Origin of the sequence: Halomonas cerina (assembly GCF_014192215.1) — a bacterium.
GTDB lineage: Bacteria > Pseudomonadota > Gammaproteobacteria > Pseudomonadales > Halomonadaceae > Halomonas > Halomonas cerina.
This window is the reverse complement of record NZ_JACHXP010000014.1, coordinates 32,737-54,631: the sequence shown is the minus strand read 5'-3', so window position 1 is coordinate 54,631 and position 21,895 is coordinate 32,737. Positions and strand designations below refer to the sequence as shown.

Annotated in this window: 18 protein-coding genes; 11 read left to right on the top strand and 7 right to left on the bottom strand. The window is 66.9% G+C overall.

The window, feature by feature from the left end:
* Positions 1 to 104 precede the first annotated feature (104 nt).
* Positions 105 to 347, bottom strand: a complete 243-nt coding sequence (locus tag FHR94_RS13755) for a GlsB/YeaQ/YmgE family stress response membrane protein (RefSeq protein WP_183326300.1) — start codon at positions 345 to 347, stop codon at positions 105 to 107.
* 73 nt (positions 348 to 420) lie between these two features.
* Positions 421 to 969, bottom strand: a complete 549-nt coding sequence (locus FHR94_RS13750; protein WP_183326299.1) for a DUF924 family protein — start codon at positions 967 to 969, stop codon at positions 421 to 423.
* Between the two features lie 80 nt (positions 970 to 1,049).
* Here FHR94_RS13750 and FHR94_RS13745 point away from each other — a divergent pair, with 80 nt between their 5' ends.
* The 11 genes from FHR94_RS13745 to siaD all read left to right on the top strand — a co-directional run bounded on the left by FHR94_RS13745 (position 1,050) and on the right by siaD (position 13,663).
* Positions 1,050 to 1,268, top strand: a complete 219-nt coding sequence (locus FHR94_RS13745) for a hypothetical protein (protein ID WP_183326298.1) — start codon at positions 1,050 to 1,052, stop codon at positions 1,266 to 1,268.
* A gap of 203 nt (positions 1,269 to 1,471) precedes the next feature.
* Positions 1,472 to 2,668 carry an MFS transporter gene (locus FHR94_RS13740; protein WP_183326297.1) on the top strand — a complete coding sequence of 399 codons (1,197 nt, stop codon included), beginning with the start codon at positions 1,472 to 1,474 and terminating at the stop codon, positions 2,666 to 2,668.
* A 279-nt stretch (positions 2,669 to 2,947) separates the two neighbouring features.
* A complete protein-coding gene (gene iscB, locus FHR94_RS13735) occupies positions 2,948 to 4,330 on the top strand; it encodes an RNA-guided endonuclease IscB (protein ID WP_183326296.1) in 1,383 nt (460 codons plus the stop codon).
* Positions 4,331 to 4,428: 98 nt separating this feature from the next.
* Positions 4,429 to 5,820 (top strand): YcjX family GTP-binding protein, encoded by a 1,392-nt coding sequence (locus tag FHR94_RS13730; protein ID WP_183326295.1) that lies wholly within the window; start codon positions 4,429 to 4,431, stop codon positions 5,818 to 5,820.
* A complete protein-coding gene (locus tag FHR94_RS13725; protein ID WP_183326294.1) occupies positions 5,817 to 6,860 on the top strand; it encodes a TIGR01620 family protein in 1,044 nt (347 codons plus the stop codon). The genes FHR94_RS13730 and FHR94_RS13725 overlap by 4 nt, the downstream gene beginning before the upstream one ends.
* Positions 6,861 to 6,935: 75 nt before the next feature.
* Positions 6,936 to 7,376, top strand: a complete 441-nt coding sequence (locus FHR94_RS13720) for a universal stress protein (protein ID WP_183326293.1) — start codon at positions 6,936 to 6,938, stop codon at positions 7,374 to 7,376.
* A gap of 172 nt (positions 7,377 to 7,548) precedes the next feature.
* Complete coding sequence (locus FHR94_RS13715) at positions 7,549 to 9,489, top strand: exoribonuclease II (protein ID WP_183326292.1); 1,941 nt, start codon at positions 7,549 to 7,551, stop codon at positions 9,487 to 9,489.
* A 397-nt stretch (positions 9,490 to 9,886) separates the two neighbouring features.
* Positions 9,887 to 11,956 carry a biofilm regulation protein phosphatase SiaA gene (siaA, locus tag FHR94_RS13710; protein ID WP_183326291.1) on the top strand — a complete coding sequence of 690 codons (2,070 nt, stop codon included), beginning with the start codon at positions 9,887 to 9,889 and terminating at the stop codon, positions 11,954 to 11,956.
* Positions 11,944 to 12,477: a biofilm regulation protein kinase SiaB gene (gene siaB / locus FHR94_RS13705; protein WP_183326290.1), complete on the top strand. Its 534-nt coding sequence runs from the start codon at positions 11,944 to 11,946 to the stop codon at positions 12,475 to 12,477. Before siaA ends, siaB begins: the two co-directional genes overlap by 13 nt.
* Before the next feature lie 14 nt (positions 12,478 to 12,491).
* Positions 12,492 to 12,881 (top strand): biofilm regulation phosphoprotein SiaC, encoded by a 390-nt coding sequence (gene siaC, locus FHR94_RS13700; RefSeq protein ID WP_183326289.1) that lies wholly within the window; start codon positions 12,492 to 12,494, stop codon positions 12,879 to 12,881.
* Positions 12,878 to 13,663, top strand: a complete 786-nt coding sequence (gene siaD, locus FHR94_RS13695) for a biofilm regulation diguanylate cyclase SiaD (RefSeq protein ID WP_343064671.1) — start codon at positions 12,878 to 12,880, stop codon at positions 13,661 to 13,663. Before siaC ends, siaD begins: the two co-directional genes overlap by 4 nt.
* A gap of 81 nt (positions 13,664 to 13,744) precedes the next feature.
* Here the strand turns inward: siaD and sucD are convergent, their stop codons facing one another.
* The 5 genes from sucD to FHR94_RS13670 all read right to left on the bottom strand — a co-directional run bounded on the left by sucD (position 13,745) and on the right by FHR94_RS13670 (position 21,880).
* Positions 13,745 to 14,617, bottom strand: a complete 873-nt coding sequence (gene sucD, locus FHR94_RS13690; protein WP_183326288.1) for a succinate--CoA ligase subunit alpha — start codon at positions 14,615 to 14,617, stop codon at positions 13,745 to 13,747.
* Positions 14,617 to 15,783, bottom strand: a complete 1,167-nt coding sequence (gene sucC, locus FHR94_RS13685; protein WP_183326287.1) for an ADP-forming succinate--CoA ligase subunit beta — start codon at positions 15,781 to 15,783, stop codon at positions 14,617 to 14,619. Before sucC ends, sucD begins: the two co-directional genes overlap by 1 nt.
* A gap of 140 nt (positions 15,784 to 15,923) precedes the next feature.
* Positions 15,924 to 17,360, bottom strand: a complete 1,437-nt coding sequence (lpdA, locus tag FHR94_RS13680; protein ID WP_183326286.1) for a dihydrolipoyl dehydrogenase — start codon at positions 17,358 to 17,360, stop codon at positions 15,924 to 15,926.
* 53 nt (positions 17,361 to 17,413) lie between these two features.
* On the bottom strand, positions 17,414 to 19,012 hold the full coding sequence (gene odhB / locus FHR94_RS13675) for a 2-oxoglutarate dehydrogenase complex dihydrolipoyllysine-residue succinyltransferase (protein ID WP_183326285.1): 1,599 nt from the start codon (positions 19,010 to 19,012) through the stop codon (positions 17,414 to 17,416).
* A gap of 39 nt (positions 19,013 to 19,051) precedes the next feature.
* Positions 19,052 to 21,880: a 2-oxoglutarate dehydrogenase E1 component gene (locus tag FHR94_RS13670; protein WP_183326284.1), complete on the bottom strand. Its 2,829-nt coding sequence runs from the start codon at positions 21,878 to 21,880 to the stop codon at positions 19,052 to 19,054.
* Between the last annotated feature and the right edge of the window lie 15 nt (positions 21,881 to 21,895).

Sequence of the window (21,895 nt, the reverse complement as noted above, 5' to 3'; positions counted from 1 at the left end):
CCTTGTTGATGCCCTTTCTAGCGGCCCAGGGCCGGCAGAAGCACGCCCCGCCCCGCCGTATCGGCGGCGGGACGGGGCGTAACTGGCCTCCTTGCCGGTCGTCGTCAGGCCTTCTTGACCTTGGCGATCACCCACAGCAGCACCACGGCGCCGACGATGGCGGTCACCAGGGAGCCGATGAAGCCCCCGGCCTGCAGGCCCAGCAGGCTGAACAGGCCACCGCCAAGCACCGCGCCGACGATCCCCACCCCGATGTTGCCGAGCAGGCCGAAGCCGCCGCCGCGCATGATGTGACCGGCGATCCAGCCGGCCAGTCCCCCGATGATCAGCCAGGCGATGATGCCCATGATGTCCTCCTTAGTGGTCGTGGGTGGGTGTGCTCGATGGTGTCTGGCAGGCTGATGGTGGCGTAGCCGCGGATCAGAAGGAAGCCCCCGGGCCGGCAAGAAAGGCATGCTCCTCCGGCGTCGAAGGACGCCCGAGCGCCGCATTACGGTGCGGATAGCGGCCGAAACGGGCGATCACCTGACGATGGCGCTGTTCGTGGCGCAGGTTCTCCTCCAGCCCCGGCTGGTCGAACAGGCGCAGGGCCTCGTCGTGGATCACCAGCGACTCGCTGTGCATGTAGGGCATGAACAGGAAGGCGCGCCAGGGCACATCCAGGTAGCGATCCGCTCCCTGCGCCACCGCCTCCTGGGCCAGCACCAGGGCCTGGGCATCGCAGGCATAGGCCTGTGACGAGCCACGGTGCAGGTGGCGGGAAAACTGGTCGAGCACGATCACTTCCGCCAGTCGCCCCCGGGCCGAGTCGCGCCAGTGCCACAGCTCACCCCGCGCGGCCGCCGCGTGACAGGCCCCGAAACGCCGGCGGATCTCGTCATCCAGCGTCGGTGCCTTGTGGAACCACTGAGCCGGGGCCAGCTCCCCGAACCAGAAGTCGATCACCGCACCGGGATGCCTGCGGGCCATGGACGCTTCCTCCCTCGCCTCAGCTGATATCCTGTCAGGCTAGCCGTCACTCGCTTCGATCACCATGCCACGGGAGTCCCATGACCGCCTACCAACTCCTTCAGATGCTCGGTTACGCCTTCAACCTGGTCGGCTTGCTGGTCTGCATCGGCGGACTGACGCTCGCCCGTCGGCAACGTCATCGCCTGCTCGGGTACGGCCTGGCCGTGCTCGGCTTCTTGATTGCCACCGCCCCCTTGCTGGCCCAGCTGTTCGGCCTGGTGGAGCCCGTCCCGGTCGGCGCCGTACCGCCCCCGTAGACAGCGACAGCGCCGGTGCTGACCCGCCGATGCCCTTCGCCATCGTGCTCACCGGCGTGGCGCTGCCCCTATCCGCCCGCTCCGGCGACACCGCCTTTGCCACCGGGTCTCGTGTTTGCGCCTTCCGCGACGCGGTGGGAAGATCGGCATGACGTCATCTCCGGGGGCCAGTAGCGCTTGGCCGCCCCTGTCATGGAGGCACCATGCCCCTCGCCGTGTCCCTGCTGTCGCTGTGCCAGGCCCTGTTGATCAGCGGCAACATCCTGCTGATCGCCGTCTCGCCGCTGATCGGCGCCGTCTTGGCGCCTGCCCCGGCCTGGTCTACCGCGCCGGTGGCCACCCAATGGCTGGGCCTGATGTGCGCCACCATCCCGGCCTCGCTGCTCATGGCCCGCCTGGGATGGCGTCGCGGCTTCATGCTCGGCAACCTGCTGGGCCTGGCCGGGGCGGCCCTGGCGGTGCAGGCGCTGGCCGGCGAGCACTTCGGGCTGTTTCTGGTGGCTACCTGGCTGATCGGCATCGGCATCGGCTTCGGCCAGCTGTACCGCTTCGCGGCCGTGGAGGCCGCCCCGGCCCCCCTGCGTGACCGCGCCATCGGCCTGGTGATGGGCGGCGGGGTGCTGGCCGCCTTCTTCGGTCCCTGGCTGGCCCGGCATAGCCGGGCGCTGGCCGAGACCCCCTTCCTGGGCAGCTTTCTGGGGCTCGGCGCCCTCTACCTGCTGGCCCTGGTCGTGCTGGCGCTGATCCGGTTGCCGCCACCGCAACGCACCCACGGCGAGGGAGAGGCCCGCCCCCTCGGCGAGATCCTCCGCCAGCCGACCTTCATCGTTGCCGTGACGGCGGCACTGATCGGCTACGGGGTAATGAACCTGGCGATGACGGCCACGCCTCTGGCCATGACCGCAGAGGGCCTGCCCTTCGACCAGGTGGCCACCACCATCCAGTGGCACGTGGTGGCCATGTTCCTGCCTTCCTTCGTGACCGGCCGGCTCACCGCCCGCTTCGGTGCGCCCCGCCTGATCCTGGCCGGCTGCACCCTGCTCCTCGCCAGCAGCCTGGTGGCCCACCTCGAGGCCGGGCTTGCCGGTTTCCATGCCGGCCTGATCCTGCTCGGCCTAGGCTGGAACTTCACCTTCCTGCCGGCCACCGGGCTGCTCACCGAGGCCTACCGACCCGCCGAGAAGGCCCGCACCCAGGCCGCCAACGAATTCCTGGTCTTCACGACCGTGGCCCTGACCGCCCTGCTCGCCGGTCCGCTGGTCACGGCGCTGGGCTGGAGCCGCCTCAATGCCGTGCTGTTGCCGCTGTGCCTGCTGCCGGTCCTGGCCCTGGGCTGGCGACATCTTGTGATACGACACCAGGGCCCCCAAGTCACGCCTCCGTCAACTACCCCGCCGTGAACGGCGGAGCTTGTGAAAGCAGGCTCGGTTGACCAGGGAAAGCGGACACCCACCGGCTACGTTCGTGACAGGTCGTCAAGACCCACCCCACCGTGCTTCCACAGCGGTGGGCGCTGGAAGATCAGGATCATGCTGGCGAAAGGTAAAGCGCCGAAGGTTCTGATCGCTGCTGACGGCAACGGTGTCGGCAGGAGCCGGTCATGGACATTCCCGAGGGGAGATGGGCCGACAGGCCCACGGCACAAGGCCCGTAAGGGCAACGACAAGGAGGAAATCGCCATGGCGGTTTTCGTATTGGATAGACAGAAGCGGCCCTTGATGCCGTGCTCGGAAAAGCGGGCTCGGCTGATGCTGGCGCGAGGCCGGGCCGTGGTGCACAAGCGCTATCCATTCACCATTCGCCTCAAGGATCGAGTGGACGGCGAGACGCAGCCGCTGAGGCTGGGCATCGACCCCGGCAGCCGTATCACCGGGCTGGCGCTGATGCGCGAAAACAGCGAAGAGAGAGAGGTCGGGAAGCATCATGTGCTGTGTCTGTTCGAGCTGGTGCATCGCGGCTTTCAGATCCGTGAGGCGCTGGATCAGCGCCGTGCCTTCCGCCGCCGCCGTCGCACCAAGAACCTGCGTCATCGTGCGCCACGTTTCGACAATCGCACCCGCCGAGACGGCTGGCTGGCGCCCAGCCTGCAGCACCGTGTCGATACCCTTTCTGCCTGGGTGGATCGGCTCTGCCGCCTGGCACCGATCACCTCTCTCAGCCAGGAGCTGGTGCGCTTCGACACCCAGAAGCTCGACAATCCCGAGATTTCCGGCGTCGAGTACCAGCAGGGCACCCTGCTGGGCTACGAGGTCCGCGAGTACCTGCTGGTGAAGTGGGGTCACGAGTGCGCCTACTGCGGCGCCACCAACACCCCACTGGAGATCGAGCATATCGAGTCACGAAGCCATGGCGGCTCCGACCGCATCGGCAATCTGACCCTGGCCTGCCACGACTGCAATCAGGAGAAGGGCGCCGACACGCTGGATGCCTTCTTTGCCACCGCCAGAGGACTGAAAAAGCGGCTGACACAGCATCGCCAGTCGGCAGACGCCCGCTACCGGCGGGTTATCCAGCAGCACGACAGGCCGCTGCGCGATGCCAGTGCCGTCAATGCCACCCGCTGGGCGCTGAACCGAAACCTCAAACGCAAGGGGCTGCCTGTCGCGGTAGGGACAGGCGGCCTGACCAAGTACAACCGTCAGCGCCTCGGCATCCCCAAGACGCACGCGCTGGATGCCGCCTGTGTCGGTCAGGTCGAGGCCCTGCACGGCTGGCAGGTGCCGACGCTGACTCTCAGGGCCATGGGCCGGGGCAGCTACCAGCGCACTCGCCTGGACAAGTTTGGCTTTCCACGCGGCATCCTGATGCGCCGGAAGCAGGTGCACGGCTTCCAGACCGGCGATATGGTCAAGGCGGTAGTGCCCAGCGGCAAAAAGGCCGGCACCCATGTGGGTCGTGTGGCGATCCGCCAGACCGGCAGCTTCAACATCCAGACCGAGCACGGCGTCGTGCAGGGCATTTCCTGGCGCCACTGCACGCTCCTGCAACGCGGTGATGGCTATTGCTACCACCTGACACCCACCCGCAACGACAAAGGAGAAGCGGGACGAGCGGTAGCGTAATCCAGGTCGCCCTTCGGGCGACACGCTATCCCTCCCGGCACTAGAAGTACCGGGTATCCCGCGAAAAATCTGATGATCGCCGACACGGACGCCATGCCATGCGCCATCCCCTGACCCGGGAACTGCACGACCTGCTGGAACGCGGCCGGGACCGCCAGCTACGGCTGGCGGTGACCGGCCTGTCGCGCTCGGGCAAGACCGCCTTTCTTACGTCGCTGGTCAACCAGCTCCGCCACGCCGGCCTCGAGGCCCGCCTGGACTTGCTGCCTGCCGCCCGGGAGGGGCGACTGCTTGGCGCGCGCCGGGTCGCCCAGCAGGATCTCGGCGTGCCGCGCTTTCCCTACGACCAGGCGATGAGCGCCTTGGACGCGACCCCGCCCCGCTGGCCCGAGCCTACCCGCGGTATCAGCGAACTGCGCCTGGTGATCCGCTACCGGCCGAGCCGACGCCGCCTGCTGGGCGGTGAGACCCGTGAGCTGACGCTGGATCTGTTCGACTACCCCGGAGAATGGCTGCTCGACCTGCCGCTGCTGGGCCACGACTACCTGAGCTGGAGTCAGGCCCAACAGCCGACCATCGGCTGCGAGCGTGCCGGCCTCTTCGCCGTCTGGCACGACGCCGTCTCGACCCTGGACCCGGCCAGCGAGGTCGACGAGGCACGGCTCGCGGAGATCGCCGAGCACTATGCCGCGGGTCTGCGAGCGGCCCGGGAAGCCGGCTTTTCGGACCTGCAGCCCGGCCGCTTCCTGCTCCCCGGCGAGCTCGCCGGTGCCCCGGTCCTGCAATTCTTTCCCTTGCCCGGCATCGCCGAGGCCGACCGTGACACCCTGGCAGCGCTGCCGGCACAGAGCCTCTACGCCACCCTGGCCCGGCGCTTCGACCATTACCTGCAGCACATCGTGAAGCCTTTCTACCGTGAGCACTTCCGGCGCTTCGATCGCCAGATCGTGCTGGTGGACGTGCTGGGGGCACTGAACGCGGGTCCCGAGCGCTTCGAGGACCTGTCCCGGGCCCTGGCCAACCTGATGCAGAGCTTCGACTACGGCCGGCGCAGCCTGCTCTCGCGCCTCTTCGCGCCGCGTATCGACCGCCTGGCCATCGCCGCCACCAAGGCCGACCATGTGACACCGGAACAGCACGCTCGGCTGGTCGGCCTGCTCGAAGCCCTGCTGGCCGAGCCGCTCAAGGACCTGCGTTTCGCCGACGTGCCGGTGCGCGCCCTGTCGCTGGCCTCGATCCGCGCCACCGAGGCACGGGAAGTCGAGCAGCGCGGCGAGACCTTGCCGGCCCTGCGCGGCACCACCCTGGCGGGCGAGGAGGTGCTGATGTTCCCCGGCGAGGTGCCCAACCGCCTGCCCGATGCCGCCTTCTGGGCACGCCAAGGCTTCACCTTCACCGCCTTTCGTCCCCTGCCAAGGGAGGGCGGAGCGCTGCCGCATATCCGCCTGGACAGCGCCCTGGACTGGCTGATCGGAGACAAGCTGACATGACCCCGACCCGCGATCCCCGACCGAGCCGGCGCTTCGACCTGGACGAGCCGCCCCCGTCGCCGGCTGACCCCGATCCGCGACGCCATTTCGCGCCCGACCTGCCGAGCCGCGCCCTCGCCCCTTCGCCCGCGCCGGAGACACCGGCCGACCAGGCGCTCTCCGCCGGCCTCGCCCCGCCACGGCGCCGCCACCGTGGCCTGCTGGCCCTGCTGCTTGGCGCCCTGGGCCTGGGCGCGGCCGAGCTGGTCCTCACCCTGCCCTCGGCCCTGGCCGGCAACGACTGGCTGGCCCTGGGCTGGCAACTGCTGGGGCTCGGCGCCATCGGCGCCGGCATCACGGCTCTGCTGCGGGAGCTATGGCGCTTGCGTCGTCTTCGACGTCACGAGCACCTGCGCCAGGCGCTGTCCCGACTGCCCGAGCGCCGACCCAAGCAGGCCCTAAGCCTCGCCGAGCGCCTCAAGCGCCAGCTCGACCTGGACGATGACCATCCTCACTGGGTCGCCTTCCAGGCGGCCCGCCAGCCCCATCACGACGGCCACGACCTGCAGACACTGCTCGCCCATCATCTGCTGGCCCCGCGTGACCGGGAGGCCCGCCGGCTGATCTCCCGCATGTGCGGCGAGACGGCGGTGATGGTCGCGGTGAGCCCCTTGACGCTGGTCGACATGGGCCTGGTCGCCTGGCGCCACCTGGCGCTGATCGACCGACTGTGCCGCCTCTATGGTCTGGAGCTCGGCTATGCAGCACGCCTGCGGCTACTGCGCCAGGTGCTGCGCGACATGGCCTTCGCCGGGGCCAGCGAGATGGCCGCCCAGGCCGGCATGGAGCTGCTTTCGCTCAACCTGGCCGGCAAGCTATCCGCCCGGGCCGGCCAGGGGCTCGGCATCGGGCTGCTGGGCGCCCGGCTGGGCCTGCGTGCCCAGCGCCTGACGCGCCCGCTGGCCTTCGCGGCCGATGAACAGCCCCGGGTGGCCGACATCCGCCGCGAGCTCTGGCAGCAGCTGCGCCGGCTCGAGCGCGACGAGTCGCCGGAGGCTTGATCCATGTCATGACATGGGCCGAGCCAGCGACTAGGCTGGAAATACTCTCACCTTGGCCCGGCAAGGAGATCCCCCATGTTCCAGTCCATTCTCGTACCCATCGACGGTTCGGAACACTCGCGCCTGGCGCTCAGTGTGGCCTGCAGGCTGGCCCGCCAGGAAGACAGCCGACTCGTCTTGCTGCACATTCCCGAGGCCCTGGAACACGAGCCCCTGCTGGTGTGGGGACTCGGCGCGGTGCCCATGGAGGCCACCCTCGAGAAGCGCGAAAAGATCGGCCGGGAGCTGCTCGACAAGGCCGCGGAAGAAGCCCGGACCCTCGGCATCGAGAATGTCGAGACGGTGATCGGTCAGGGCAGTCCCGCCCAGCGTATTCTCGAGGAGGCCAAGCAGCGCGGGGTCGATGCCATCGTCATGGGCAGTCGCGGGCTCGGCGACCTCAAGGGGCTGGTGGTGGGCAGCGTCTCCCACAAGATCAGCCACGCCGCCCCCTGCAGCGTGATCACCGTCCACTAGGGGCGATCCCTCGATCGGGTGTTCCGGCCCTCCGTGACGGCCTATCGCGACACGGCTGGGGTCACTTTCCACCTAGCGCTATCCGGAGACGGCTTGCCGGCATTGCCACGATTGGCGCGGGCGGACGGAATCCGTATAGTGGCTCCCTTACCCCCGCCAACCGATCGTGACCATGCTGCAGAACAACTCGGTGCTTGCCCAGCTCAAGCAACAGATCCGCGAGACCACACCCCGCGTCGAGGGGGTGATCAAGGCCACCGACCGCGGCTTCGGCTTCCTCGAGACCGACGACGGCGAGTCGTACTTTGTGCCGCCTCCCGCCATGAAGCAGGTGCTGCATGGCGACCGTGTCGAGGCCATCCTCCACGAGGAGGGCGAGAAGACGTCCGTAGAGCCCGATACCCTTCTCGAGACCGGCATGGCACGCTTCATCGCCCGGGTGCAGAAGCGCGATGGGCGCCTGGCGGTAATCCCTGACCACCCGTCGGTGAACAACGTGCTCAAGGCGCGCATCAAGCGCAGCCTCGACGAAGCGAGCATCGGTGACACCGACTGGGTGGTGGCCCGCCTGGTGCGCCATCCCCTCAAGCCCGACGACCGCGGCTTCTTCACCCAGATCGACGAGCTGGTGGCCAAGGCCGACGATCCCGCCGTGCCCTGGCGCGTCACCCTGGCCCGCCACGCCCTGGAGCAGGAGTGCCCGGAGGCCGGCAATGACTGGCCGCTGCGCGACGAGGGGCTCACGCGTGAGGACCTCACCGCCGAGCCCTTCTTCACCATCGACAGCGAGAAGACCCGCGACATGGACGATGCCCTGCGCATCGTGCCCCGCGACGACGGCGGCTGGTCGCTGACCGTGGCCATCGCCGATCCCACCGCCTACGTGGAAGAAGGCCACGCCGCCGACCTGGAGGCTCGCACCCGTGCCTTCACCGTCTACCTGCCGGGTCAGAACGTCACCATGCTCCCCGAGCAGCTGGCCGATGATCTCTGCTCATTGTGGGAGGGCCGGGACCGACCGGTGCTGGCCTGCACCCTGGAGATCGAAGCCGACGGCCGCCTCGGCGATTACCGCTTCTTCGCCGCCACCGCCCGCTCCCACGCCAAGCTGGCCTATGATCGCGTCTCCGACTGGCTCGAGGGCCAGGGCGACTGGGCACCGGACGAGGCGATCGGCGAGCAGCTCAAGGCCCTGCGCGACCTGACCGAGGCACGCAGCGCCTGGCGCGCCGAGCATGCCCTGGTGTTCAAAGACCGCCCGGATTATATCTTCGACCTCGACGAGGCCGGCAATGTGCTGGATATCCGCACGGAGGCACGGCGCATCGCCAACCGCATGATCGAGGAGTCGATGATCGCGGCCAACGCCTGCTGCGCCCATCTGCTCGCCGAGCATGTCGGCCACGGGATCTTCAACGTGCACCGCGCCTTCGAGCCGGAGAAGGCCGAGGCCGCCCAGGCGTTCCTTGCCGACCAGCAGATCGAGGTGGAGCGCGAACAGCTCACCGAGCTGCCTCGCTACCGGGAACTCAAGCGCCACCTGGAGGGCCGCGACGACGCCTGGCTCGACGCCCGCCTGCGCCGCTTCCAGGGCTTTACCAGCATGTCGGCCCAGCCCGGCCCCCACTTCGGCCTGGGCCTGACCGCCTACGCCACCTGGACCTCGCCGATCCGCAAGTACGGGGACATGGTCAACCACCGGCTGATCAAGCGGGTGCTCAGGGGCGAGCAGGCACCGGCCGAGGCGAGCCAGGCGCTTACCGAACAGCTCACCGAACGCCGCCGCCTGAACCGCATGGCCGAGCGCGACGTCAAGGATTGGCTCTACGTGCGTTATCTGGGCCCGGCCGCCGAGGCCCAGGAGACCTTCGAGGCCGAGATCATCGCCATCAATCGGGGGGGCATGCGCGTACGTTTGACCGCCAACGGCGCTACCGCCTTCATCCCGGCACCGCTGATGCACAGTGACCGTGACAAGGTGGCCATCGACGACAAGGAAGGGCGCATCCAGATCGAGGGCGAGGAGCGCTTCAAGCTCGGGGATATCATCCGCGTGGCGCTGACCGAGGCCCGTGAGGAGACACGCTCGCTGGTCGGGCGCCCGGCGGACTGACCCCAGTCGTGACCCTGCGACAGGACGGCGCCCCGAGGGTCGCCGTCTTGCGTTGCGGTTGTCGCCCCACTGTCGCCTACAGGTCTTCAGGCTGGCGGTGAGCCCGTTGGCTGCCTCGACCGCGTGCTGGCCCCAGCACCGCCTGGCAAGGCTATCGCAGTTGGATCTGACGGGGGCGCCGAGGACAGGTCGTAGAGGGGTTCACAGCGCCCCCTCGCAGACCTGTCGACGGATCAGCCCCGAGCGATACCGCTATCTGCGATAGCCCTGCACCGCCTGGGCCGTGGATCGTAGTTTCCCGTCGGCTGTGGCATGGTAGTAATTATCTAGTACCGAAGGAGCTCGGCCATGACACGCCACGCGTGTCGACGCCGGACCCACGCAAGGGAACCTGCCCATGGCCAACCGCTGGGGACTGCGCGGCCAGTCGACCCTGACCCTGTTGATGGCCTGCCTGCTTGCCTTGATTCCGGCCTTGTTGATCGGCTGGCAGGCCATGGATGACGTGCGGCGCCACTTCGCCACCCGCTATGCCGGGCAGTACACCCTGCTGCACATGCAGCGGATCCTCGCGCCGGTGTCGCGGGAACTCGCCCTGTCGCGGCGCTTCGCCGGTTCGGTGGTGACCCGCGAGTGGCTGGCATCACCGGACGATCCCGACAAGCGCGACCGTTTCTTCCGGGAGGCCGAGGGCTTCCGCCACCAGTTCAGCGGCAATGCCTACTTCGCCATCGACCATACCAGCGGCGACTACTACTACAATGACGCTGATTCATCCCATAGCCGTCGCCCCCGCTACCGACTGTCGCCGGAGGACCCGGAGGACACCTGGTACTTCGCGACCATGGACAGCACTTCCTCTTACAACATCAACGTCAATGTCGATGCCAAGCTCGACCAGGCCAGGGTGTGGTTCAACGTCAAGGTCATGGAGGCCGGCCGACCGCTGGGTCTGGCCGGCGGTGGGCTCGACCTGAGTCGCTTCCTCGATGACTTCCTGCGCAACACCGCTCCCGGCCTGACACCGATGATCGTCGACGCCCGAGGCGCCATCCAGGCCCATCCCGATCGCCGACGTCTCGCCCTGAGCTCCGGTGCCCAGGCAGGCCTGGACGGCGACACCCGCCGCCTGCAGGCCTTGCTGGGCAACGCCGACCAGCAGACGCGACTGGAAGCCGCCATGCTCGAGGCCCGCCGGCATCCCGGCGAGTTGCATACCCTGGAAGTCAGCCTCGAGGGCGAACCGCGACTGCTCACCGTCGGCTACATCCCCGAGCTCCAGTGGCTGCTGGTCTCGGCCTTGGACCTGAAGAGCGCCCCCGTCCTCGAGAGTCGCTGGTTCTGGCCGCTGGTGGCCACCCTGGCCCTGATCCTGACCATCCTGATGGCCGGCTTCGCCTATGGCACCGATCGCCTGATCCTGGCCCCCCTGCGCCGGCTGCAGCACTCGGCCCGAGCCATCGCCGACGGCGACTACACCAGCCGCCTGCCCACCGAGCGGGGTGACGAGATCGGCGAGCTGTCCCGGGCCTTCGCGCACATGGCCCGGCGGGTCGAGCACCATACCCAGGAACTGGAGGAGAGGGTGCGCCAGCGCACCCGGGACCTGGAAGCGACCAACGCCGAGATGACCGCCGCCCGGCGACAGATCGACGCCTCCCTGGAGTATGCCAGCATCATCCAGCGTGCCATCCTGCCGAGCCGTCAACTGGCCACCCACCTGGCCGACCACCATGCCGTGCTATGGCGCCCCCGGGACCAGGTGGGCGGCGACTTCTATGTCTTCCGCGCCACCGAGCGGGGCTACCTGATGGGCGTCATCGACTGCGCCGGGCACGGAGTCCCAGGCTCACTGATGACCATGCTGGCCCGGGCGATCATCGACAATGCCATCCTCAAGGTCGGCGCCCACGACCCGGCCGCCATCCTCAACGAAACCGACCGCCAGAATCGAGCCACCTTGCACAAGGAGTCGCTGCCCGCCTCCATCGCCACGAACATGGATGTGGGGCTGGTATGGATCGAGCACGGTGCCGGCCGCCTGACCTTCGCCGGCGCCAAGATGCCCCTCTATGCCAGCGACGGCGAGCGGATGGAGGTACACCCCGGCGGTAAGCGTGCCCTGGGACAGAAGCGCGCCATGACCTACGAGAACCGGGTCATGCCCCTGCATCGGGACTGGACTTACACGCTGTGCTCCGACGGTTTCCTCGACCAGGCCGGTGGAGAGCACGGTTTCGGCTACGGCCATACCCGCTTCAAGGCCATGCTGCGCCGCCACGCGACGGCACCGCTGGCCACCCAGATCGCTGCCTACGCGGCCGAGCTGGATGCCTACCGCGGTGAGCATGCCCAGCGAGATGACATCACCCTGCTGTGCTTCCGCTTCGACGTGGCCCCCGAGGAGGGAGGCCAGCGCCTCGTCACCTTTCAACCCTCTGGCCCGGAGACGCCATGGACCTGTTGACCCTGCGCGACACCTACCTGCAACAGCGCATCATGCTGTGCTTCAACGGCCCGATCTCGCGCAGCCTGATCGAGGAGATCGGTCATGCCCTGCGCAACTACCTGAACCGCCAGTCGGCCGCCCTCTCGGCGTCGATGGACGTCTTCGCCGTCTACATCGAGATGACCCAGAACATCCGCCATTACGCCAACCAGCAAGGCTATGACGAGGAGCAGGCTACCGCCACCATTGCCGTGGCCCGGGACGAAGCCGGACACTACCTGGTCTCGGCGGGCAACCTGGTGGAGGACGCCGACGGCCGACACCTGGTCGAGGCCGTGGCGGGCCTGGCGGGACTCGACGCCATCGAACTCAAGAAAGCTTACAAACAGCAGCTGCGCCGGCCGCGGGACGAGGCCGCTCCCAGCGGCGCTGGCCTAGGCCTGATCGACATGGCCCGCAAGTCATCCCGACCGCTGCAGACCTCACTGCAGCCGTTGTCTTCTGGCCAAAGTTTTTTTAGCCTGACAGCCACCATCTGAACGGTCATCCTCCCATGCGCCAAGATCTGAACCTTCCCGGCAGCGCCTCGACTCCCGCCATTCAGAGCGATTGGCAGGCAGGCCGCCTCAGCCTGCAAGGCGATTCCTACCCGGAGAATTCCTATGAGCTGTTCAGCCGGGTCATCGACTGGGTCGAGGCCTTCCTGGAACGCGAGTCCCGGCCCCTGGAGCTCTCGCTGGAGCTCGTCTATCTCAATACCAGCTCGGTGAAGGCGATGATGGACATCTTCGACCTGCTCGAGGATGCCCATCGGGAAGACCGCAAGGTCGGCGTCGTCTGGCACTACGATCCCCGCAACGAGCGCATCGCGGAGCTGGCCGAGGAGTTCAGGGAGGATTGCACCTTCTCCTTCGTCATCCGCCCCCTCGAGGTCTCCGCGTGAACTCACGAGACCAGGCGCTGCTCGATGAGGTAGAAGCCTTGCTCGCCATGACGTCCCACCAAGGCCATCCCCTGCGCTCGGCCCTCGAGCGGCTCTACCACCACCACCTGGAGCAGCGGGAGCGACTCGAGCGGTTGGTCAGCATCGCCGATGGCTTCCAGCAGACCGCCCAGCAGGACCTCCACGCGACCCGCCACCAGCTCCAGCGGCAGCTGAAGCGACAGCGCAAGCTGTCACGCATCGCCGACCGCTACCAGGACCTGCTGCACGAGCGCAACCAGACCCTCGAGGACGTCTCGACCCGCGACCCGCTGACGGGACTGGCCAATCGCCGCCACCTGACCAAGCATCTGGACTGCATGGCGGCCGATAAGCGTCAGGCCGGCCCCCTGAGCCTGGCCATGGTCGACATCGACCACTTCAAGCGCATCAACGACCGCCATGGCCATGCCGCCGGTGACCGGGCACTGGTCGCCCTGGCTCAGACCCTGAAAAGCGCACTGCGCGCCAACGACCTGTGCGGCCGCTGGGGCGGTGAGGAGTTCCTGCTGGTACTGCCGGATACCGGCCTGGACCAGGCCGAGGCCCTGGTGAGGCGACTCGGCGAGCGCCTGCGGGGCCTGGACCTGAGGCTCGGGGCAGAGCGCCTGGTGCTCACCGCCAGTATCGGCATCGCCGAGCATCATCCGGGCGAGGACTATCGGGACACTATTTACCGCGCCGACCAGGCCCTGCTGGACGCCAAGCGTGAGGGTCGTGATCGCTGGTGCCTGGCCGAGTGAGCGGGACGCTTCGCCCCCTTGACACACGAAAGGGCACCCAAGGTGCCCTTTCGCTGCTGCGCCTAGCAGGACGCGATCGGCTTACCAGCCGGCGGCTTCCTTCAGGGCGTCGCCGATCTCTGCCAGGGAGCGCACGGTCTTAACGCCCGCCGCTTCCAGGGCACCAAACTTCTCGTCCGCGGTGCCCTTGCCACCGGCGATGATCGCACCGGCATGGCCCATGCGCTTGCCGGGAGGCGCGGTGACCCCGGCGATGTAGGACACCACCGGCTTGCTGACATGTTCCTTGATGTAGGCGGCGGCCTCTTCCTCGGCGGTGCCGCCGATCTCGCCGATCATCACGATCGCCTCGGTCGCCGGATCCTTCTCGAACTCTGCCAGGATATCGATGAAGGTGGAACCCGGGATGGGGTCACCGCCGATACCCACGCAGCTGGACTGGCCGAAGCCGTGATCGGTGGTCTGCTTGACGGCCTCATAGGTCAGGGTGCCGGAACGCGACACGATGCCGACCTTGCCGGGCTGGTGGATATGGCCCGGCATGATGCCGATCTTGCACTCACCGGGGGTGATCACGCCAGGGCAGTTCGGGCCGATCAGGCGCACGCCCAGTTCGTCACACTTCACCTTGACGTCGAGCATGTCCAGCGTCGGAATGCCCTCGGTGATGCACACGATCAGCTTGATGCCGGCGTTGGCGGCCTCGAGGATGGAGTCCTTGCAGAACGGGGCCGGCACGTAGATGACGCTGGCCTCGGCGCCGGTCTGCTCCACGGCTTCCTTGACGGTGTTGAATACCGGTAGGCCCAGGTGCTCCTGGCCGCCCTTGCCCGGGGTCACGCCGCCGACCATCTGGGTGCCATAGGCGATCGCCTGTTCGGAGTGGAAGGTCCCCTGGCCGCCGGTGAAGCCCTGGCAGATGACCTTGGTGCTCTTGTCGATCAGGATGCTCATTACTTGCCCTCCGCTGCCTTGACGACCTGCTGAGCCGCATCGGTGAGGCTCGTGGCAGCGATGATGTTCAGACCGCTGGAGGCCAGCTTCTCGGCCCCCAGCTCGGCGTTGTTCCCCTCGAGACGCACCACCACCGGCACGTTGACCCCGACCTGCTCGACGGCGCCGATGATGCCCTCGGCGATCATGTCGCAGCGCACGATGCCGCCGAAGATGTTGACCAGCACGGCCTTCACGGAATCATCGGAGAGGATGAGCTTGAAGGCCTCGGCCACGCGCTCCTTGGTGGCACCGCCGCCCACGTCGAGGAAGTTGGCCGGCTGACCGCCGTTGAGCTTGATGATGTCCATGGTGCCCATGGCCAGGCCGGCGCCGTTGACCATGCAGCCGATGTTGCCTTCCAGGGCCACGTAGTTGAGTTCCCAGGCCGCGGCCTCGGCCTCGCGCGGATCCTCCTGGGAGGGGTCACGCATCGCCTGCAGGTCCGGGTGGCGATAGAGGGCATTGCCGTCCAGGTTGATCTTGGCATCGAGGCAGTGGAGGTTGCCTTCCTCGGTGATCACCAGCGGGTTGATCTCCAGCAGCGCCAGGTCCTTGTCATGGAACAGCTTGGACAGGCCCAGGAAGATCTTGGTGAACTGCTTGACCTGGTTGCCGGAGAGGCCCAGGGCGAAGGCCAGCTCACGCGCCTGATAGGGCTGGGCACCCACCAGCGGGTCGATCTCGGCCTTGAGGATCTTCTCGGGGGTCTCTTCCGCGACCTTCTCGATCTCCACGCCCCCCTCGGTGGACGCCATGAACACCACGCGGCGCGTGCCCCGGTCGACTACCGCACCCAGATAGAGCTCATTGGCGATGTCGGTACAGGTCTCGACCAGGATCTTGGTGACCGGCTGCCCCTTCTCGTCGGTCTGGAAGGTCACCAGGTTCTTCCCCAGCCAGGACTCGGCGAAGGCCTTGGCCTCCTCCGGGCTCTTGACCAGCTTGACACCGCCGGCCTTGCCGCGGCCCCCGGCGTGCACCTGGGCCTTGACGACCCACTTGTCGCCGCCGATCTTCTTGCAGGATTCCGCGGCTTCCTCGGGCGTGTCCACGGCGAAGCCCTTGGACACCGGCAGACCATAGTCGGCAAACAGTTGTTTGCTCTGATACTCGTGAAGGTTCATCGATTCATGCCATTGGTTGCATGTGACTCGAACGATGACCGGAAGGGGCCGACAGCGCTTGCCGCTCCCGGGTCATCACCGTCCGCTCCCGGTACGTCGCCGGAAGCGACGCGCCACCCGGCGGGTGGCGCTTGTTGTCCTTACTTCTTCTTGCGGTTGGCCATGTGGATGGCATGGCCTTCCACGGCCAGCGCGGCTTCGTGCACGGCCTCCGACATGGTCGGGTGCGCATAGCAGGTCAGGGCCAGATCCTCGGCGCTGGAGCCGAATTCCAGCGCGATCACGCCCTGGGCGATCATCTCGCCGGCATGCTGGCCGACGATGTGCATGCCCAGGACCCGGTCGGTCTCGGCATCGGCGATGACCTTGGCCTGCCCCTCGGTGGCGTTGTTGGCCATGGCACGACCACTGGCCGCGAACGGGAAGGCGCCCGTCTTGACCTTGATGCCGGCGGCCTTGGCATCCTGCTCGTTCATGCCGACCCAGGCCACTTCCGGGAAGGTATAGATGACGCAGGGAATGGCGTCGTAGTTCATCTCTGCCTTGTGGCCGGCGATGATATCCGCCACCATGATGCCTTCCTCGGACGCCTTGTGGGCCAGCATCTGGCCGCGCACGCAGTCGCCGATGGCGTAGACACCCGGCAGGCTGGTGCGACACTGATCGTCGACCTGAATGAAGCCGCGTTCATCCAGGTTGACCTCCACACCATCGGCGATCACACCCTGGGTGTAGGGCCGGCGACCGACGCAGACGATCAGCTTGTCGAAGGTCATCTCCTGATCGCCCTTGCTGTCGGAGTACTTGACCACGACTTCGCTGCCCTTGACCTCGGAGCCGGTGACGCGGGCCCCCAGCTTGATGTCCAGGCCCTGCTTCTTGAGCAGCTTCTGGGTCTCCTTGGCGATGGCGGTGTCGACCATGGGCAGGAAATCGTCCATGGCCTCGAGCATGGTCACCTCCGAGCCCAGACGATTCCACACGCTACCCAGTTCCAGGCCGATGACGCCGGCGCCGATCACGCCCAGGCGCTTCGGGGTCTCCTGGAACTCCAGGGCACCGGTGGAATCGACGATCAGGTCGTCCTTGAGCGGAGTCGGCGGGATCTCCACCGGCACAGAGCCGGCGGCGACGACGATGTTGTCGGCCTCATAGGTGGTGGCCTTGCCGTCCTGGTCGGTGACCTCGACCTGGCTCTTGGACAGCACCTTGCCGGTGCCATCGATGGCGGTGACGCCGTTGGCCTTGAACAGACCGGAGATGCCGCCGGTCAGGTTCTTCACGATCTTGTCCTTGCGCGCCATCATCTTCTTGACGTCCATGCTGACGTCACCGGCCTGTATCCCTATGTCATCGAAGTCGTGCTTGGCCTCGACGAACTTGTGGGACGCCTCGAGCAGCGCCTTGGACGGAATGCATCCCACGTTCAGGCAAGTGCCACCATGCGCCACCTTGCCTTCCTTGCCGATCCACTTCTCGACACAGGCGGTCTTCAGGCCCAGCTGGGCGGCACGGATGGCGGCCACGTAGCCACCGGGGCCCGCGCCAATGACGATCACATCAAACTTGTCGGCCATGTTGGCTCCTGTTCGTTGCAGTTCGCAGGTTTTGTCTGCGGTCAGTCGCGAGATCAGATGTCCAGCAGCAGTCGGGCCGGATCCTCAAGCAGTTCCTTGATGGTCACCAGGAACTGCACCGCGTCCTTGCCGTCGATCATGCGGTGATCGTAGGAAACCGCCAGGTACATCATGGGGCGGATCTCGACCTTGCCATTCACCGCCATCGGCCGCTCCTGGATCTTGTGCATGCCCAGGATGGCGGTCTGGGGCGGGTTGAGGATCGGCGTCGACATCAGTGAGCCGAAGATACCGCCGTTGGTGATGGTAAAGGTGCCGCCCTGCATCTCGTCGATGCCGAGCTTGCCGTCACGGGCGCGCTTGCCGAAGTCGACGATGGACTTCTCGACATCGGCGATCTTCATGCTGTCGGTGTCACGCAATACCGGCACCACCAGGCCGCGGTCGGTGGACACGGCGACCCCGATGTCTTGGTAACCGTGGTAGACGATGTCGGTGCCGTCGATGGAAGCGTTGACGTCGGGGAAGCGCTTGAGCGCCTCGGAGGCCGCCTTGACGAAGAAGCCCATGAAGCCGAGCTTGGTATCGTGGGCCTTGAGGAAGGTGTCCTTGTACTGGGCCCGCAGATCCATCACCGCGCCCATGTCCACCTCATTGTAGGTGGTGAGCATGGCGGCGGTCTGCTGAGCCTGGACCAGGCGCTTGGCGATGGTCTGGCGCAGGCGGCTCATCGGCACCCGCTTCTCGGGGCGCTCACCTTCCACGGCCGGAGCCGGTGCCGCGGCCGCCTGAGCGCCCCCCGCGGGCTTGGCCGCCTTCTTGGCGGTCCCCTCCTTGAGGGCCTTCTGCACGTCCTCCTTGAGGATGCGCCCGCCCTTGCCGGTGCCCTCGATCCTGCTCACGTCGAGGTCATGCTCGGCCACCATCTTGCGGGCCGCCGGGGCCAGGATCTTGTCACCGACTCGCTGGTCGCTGGCGCCATCGTCGGCCGATCCCGGGGCCTTCTCCCCGCCGGCATCCCCCGTCGGTTCGGTTTCGCCACCGGCCCCCTCGGTGAAGGTTGCCAGCACCTGCTCGGAGGTGACCTGGCTGCCCTCCTCGGCCTTGATCTCGGCGAGCGCACCGTCGGCCGGCGCCACCACCTCGAGCACCACCTTGTCGGTCTCGATCTCGGCCAGCAACTCGTCACGCTTGACCGCCTCGCCGACCTGCTTGTTCCAGCTGGCCACGGTGCCTTCCTGGATGGACTCAGGAAAGCTCGGTGCCTTCACCTCGTGGGTCTTGCCACCGGCGGCCGGCTTGGCCTCGTCCTGTGTCTTTTCCTTGGCCTCATCCTTCGACTCCGCCTTGGCCTCGGCCGGCGCCTCGTCAGCCTGCTGGTCATCGGCCTTCTTGTCGCCGCCGCCCTTGGCAGCGGCTTCACCGAGGCGACCGAGCACCTGCTCGGACTCCACGGTATCACCCTCTTCCACCAGCACCTCGCTGAGGGTGCCGGCCTCGGGCGCCACCACCTCCAGCACTACCTTGTCGGTCTCGATCTCGACGATCAGCTCGTCACGCTCGACGCTGTCACCCGGCTGCTTGTGCCAGGCGGCGACGCTGCCCTCGGCGACGGATTCCGGAAAGGTAGGTGCCTTGATGTCGGTAGCCATGTCGTTTCCCTTGTGTGTTCTCTCTCGCGGTGAGACGCCTCAGAGGTTGAAGGCGTCTTCCACCAGCTGGCGCTGCTGTTCGGTATGCACGGACATGTAGCCCGCGGCGGGTGCGGCCGAGGCCGGGCGGCCGGCAAACTTGAGGTCACGTCCCAGACCGTCACGCAGCCGCTCGGCCACCGCCCGCATGTGGTGCTGGCTCGGGTACCAGGCGCCCTGGTTGAGGGGCTCCTCCTGACACCACACCACGCAGGAGGCGTTGGTATAGGCCTTGATGGCCTCGAAAAGCTCCTCCTCGGGGAAGGGATAGAGCTGCTCGAGACGCAGGATGGCCACGTCATCTCGGGCATTCTCCTCCCGCCAGTTGGCCAGATCGTAGTAGACCTTGCCGGCACACAGGATGATGCGCTCGACCTGCTCGGCCTCGCGCTCCCCCTGATCGGGCAGCACCATCTGGAAGCGGCCGTCGGCCAGTTCGTCGAGACTCGAGGTGGCGTCCTTGTGGCGCAGCAGGCTCTTCGGCGACATCACCACCAGTGGCTTGCGCAACTTGCGGATCACCTGGCGACGCAACAGATGGAAGATCTGCGCCGGCGTGGTGGGCACACAGACCTGCATGTTGTGCTCGGCACACAGCTGCAGGAAACGCTCCAGGCGGGCCGAGGAGTGCTCGGGGCCCTGGCCCTCGTAGCCATGGGGCAGCAGCATGGTCAGGCCGCACAGGCGTTCCCACTTGGTCTCACCGGAGGAGATGAACTGGTCGACCACCACCTGGGCGCCGTTGAAGAAATCGCCGAACTGCGCTTCCCAGATCACCAGGTCGTTGGGCGCCGTGGTGGCATAGCCGTATTCGAATGCCAGCACGGCCTCTTCCGACAGGAAGGAGTCGTGGATGGTGAAACGCGGCTGGCCATCGACCATGTGCTGCAGCGGCACGTAGGCACTGCCGTCCTTCTGGTTGTGAATCACCGCATGGCGATGGGAGAAGGTGCCACGCCCCACGTCCTGACCGGTCAGGCGTACCGGATGGCCATGGTCGAGCAGGGTGGCGTAGGCCAGGGTCTCGGCGAACCCCCAGTTCAGGGCCAGGCTGCCAGCCTGCATCTTGCGACGATCGTCATAGATCTTGGCCACCTGGCGCTGCACTTCGATCCCGTCGGGGATCTCGCACATCCGGGCTGCCAGGTGCTGCAGGCGCCTCATGTCGAAGCTGGTGTCGGTGTGGCCGGACCATTCGTGGCCGAGATAGGGCTTCCAATTGACGAACAGCGCCGTATTGGGCTTCTGCACTAGGGCATTGGCCACATGGTTGCCGGCCACCAGGTCGTCCCGGTACTTCTCCATCATGGCCTTGGCGTCGTCGTCGGTGAGCAGCCCCGCCTCGACCAGCCGATTCACGTAGCGGGTCCGCGACGACGGATGCTGCTTGATCTTGCTGTACATCATCGGCTGGGTCGTGGACGGCTCGTCGGCCTCGTTGTGGCCGCGACGGCGGTAACAGACCAGATCGATCACTACGTCCTTCTTGAACTGCTGGCGGTAGTCCAGTGCGACCTGGGTGGTATGCAACACGGCGTCCGGGTCGTCGCCGTTGACATGGAAGATCGGCGCCTGAACCATCTTGGCGATGTCGGTGCAGTACTCGGTGGAGCGCGAGTCCTCGGGGTGAGACGTGGTGAAGCCCACCTGGTTGTTGATGACGATATGCACCGTGCCGCCGGTCCGGTAGGCCCGGGTCTGAGACATCTGGAAGGTCTCCATGACCACCCCCTGGCCGGCGAAGGCGGCGTCGCCATGGACGTTGATCGGCAGTACCTTGCCACCGTCGGCATCGTTGCGACGATCCTGACGGGCGCGCACCGAGCCGACGACCACCGGGGCGACGATCTCCAGGTGGGAGGGGTTGAATGACAGCGCCAGATGGACCTCGCCGCCCGGTGTCATGACGTTGGAGCTGAAGCCCTGATGGTACTTGACGTCACCGGAGCCGCGCTCGATGACCTTCTTGCCGTCGAACTCGTCGATCAGCTCGGAGGGATTTTTGCCGAGAATGTTGACCAGCACGTTCAGGCGACCGCGGTGGGCCATGCCGATGACCACTTCCTTGGTGCCATAGCCGCCGGCGCGCTGGATCAACTCGTCCATCATCGGAATGAAGGACTCGCCCCCTTCCAGCCCGAAGCGCTTGGTGCCCGGGTACTTGGAGGCCAGGTAGCTCTCCAGGCCCTCGGCGGCGGTCAGGCGCTCGAGCACGTGCTTGCGCACCTCGTCACTGAACCGGGGCTGGGAACGCACCGACTCGAAGCGCTGCTGCAGCCAGCGCTTCTCCTCGGTGTCGACGATGTGCATGATCTCGCAGCCGATGCTGCGACAATAGGTCTGTTCCAGCGCGTTGACGATCTCCTTGAGCGGCGCCTTGTCCAGCCCCATGAAGAATGAGCCGGTCTGGAACTCGGTGTCCAGGTCGGCCTTGGAGAGCTGGTGGAAGGAGAGGTCGAGGTCGGGAACGGGGATCGGGCTACGCAGGCCAAGCGGGTCGATGTCGGCTTTCTGGTGCCCGCGGAAGCGGTAGGCGTTGATCAGCTGGAGGACCTTGACCTGCTTGCGGTTCTCCCCGCTGTCGACCGCCCGGGCGGCGCGGGCCTGGGGGTGGCGGCCCAGCTCGTAGAACTGATCACGGATGGGGGCAAGCGGAACGTCCTGGCCAGGGCTGCCGTCGGGGCGTAGCTGGTCGAAGTACTGGCGCCACTCGTCGGGAACGGCGGAGGGGTCCTCGAGGTACTGTTCAAAGAGCGCTTCCACATAGTGGGCATTGCCACCACTGACGTGGGAAGAGCGCCACATCAACTCCATTATGCCTTGTTGCATGTCTCGGTCACCCTG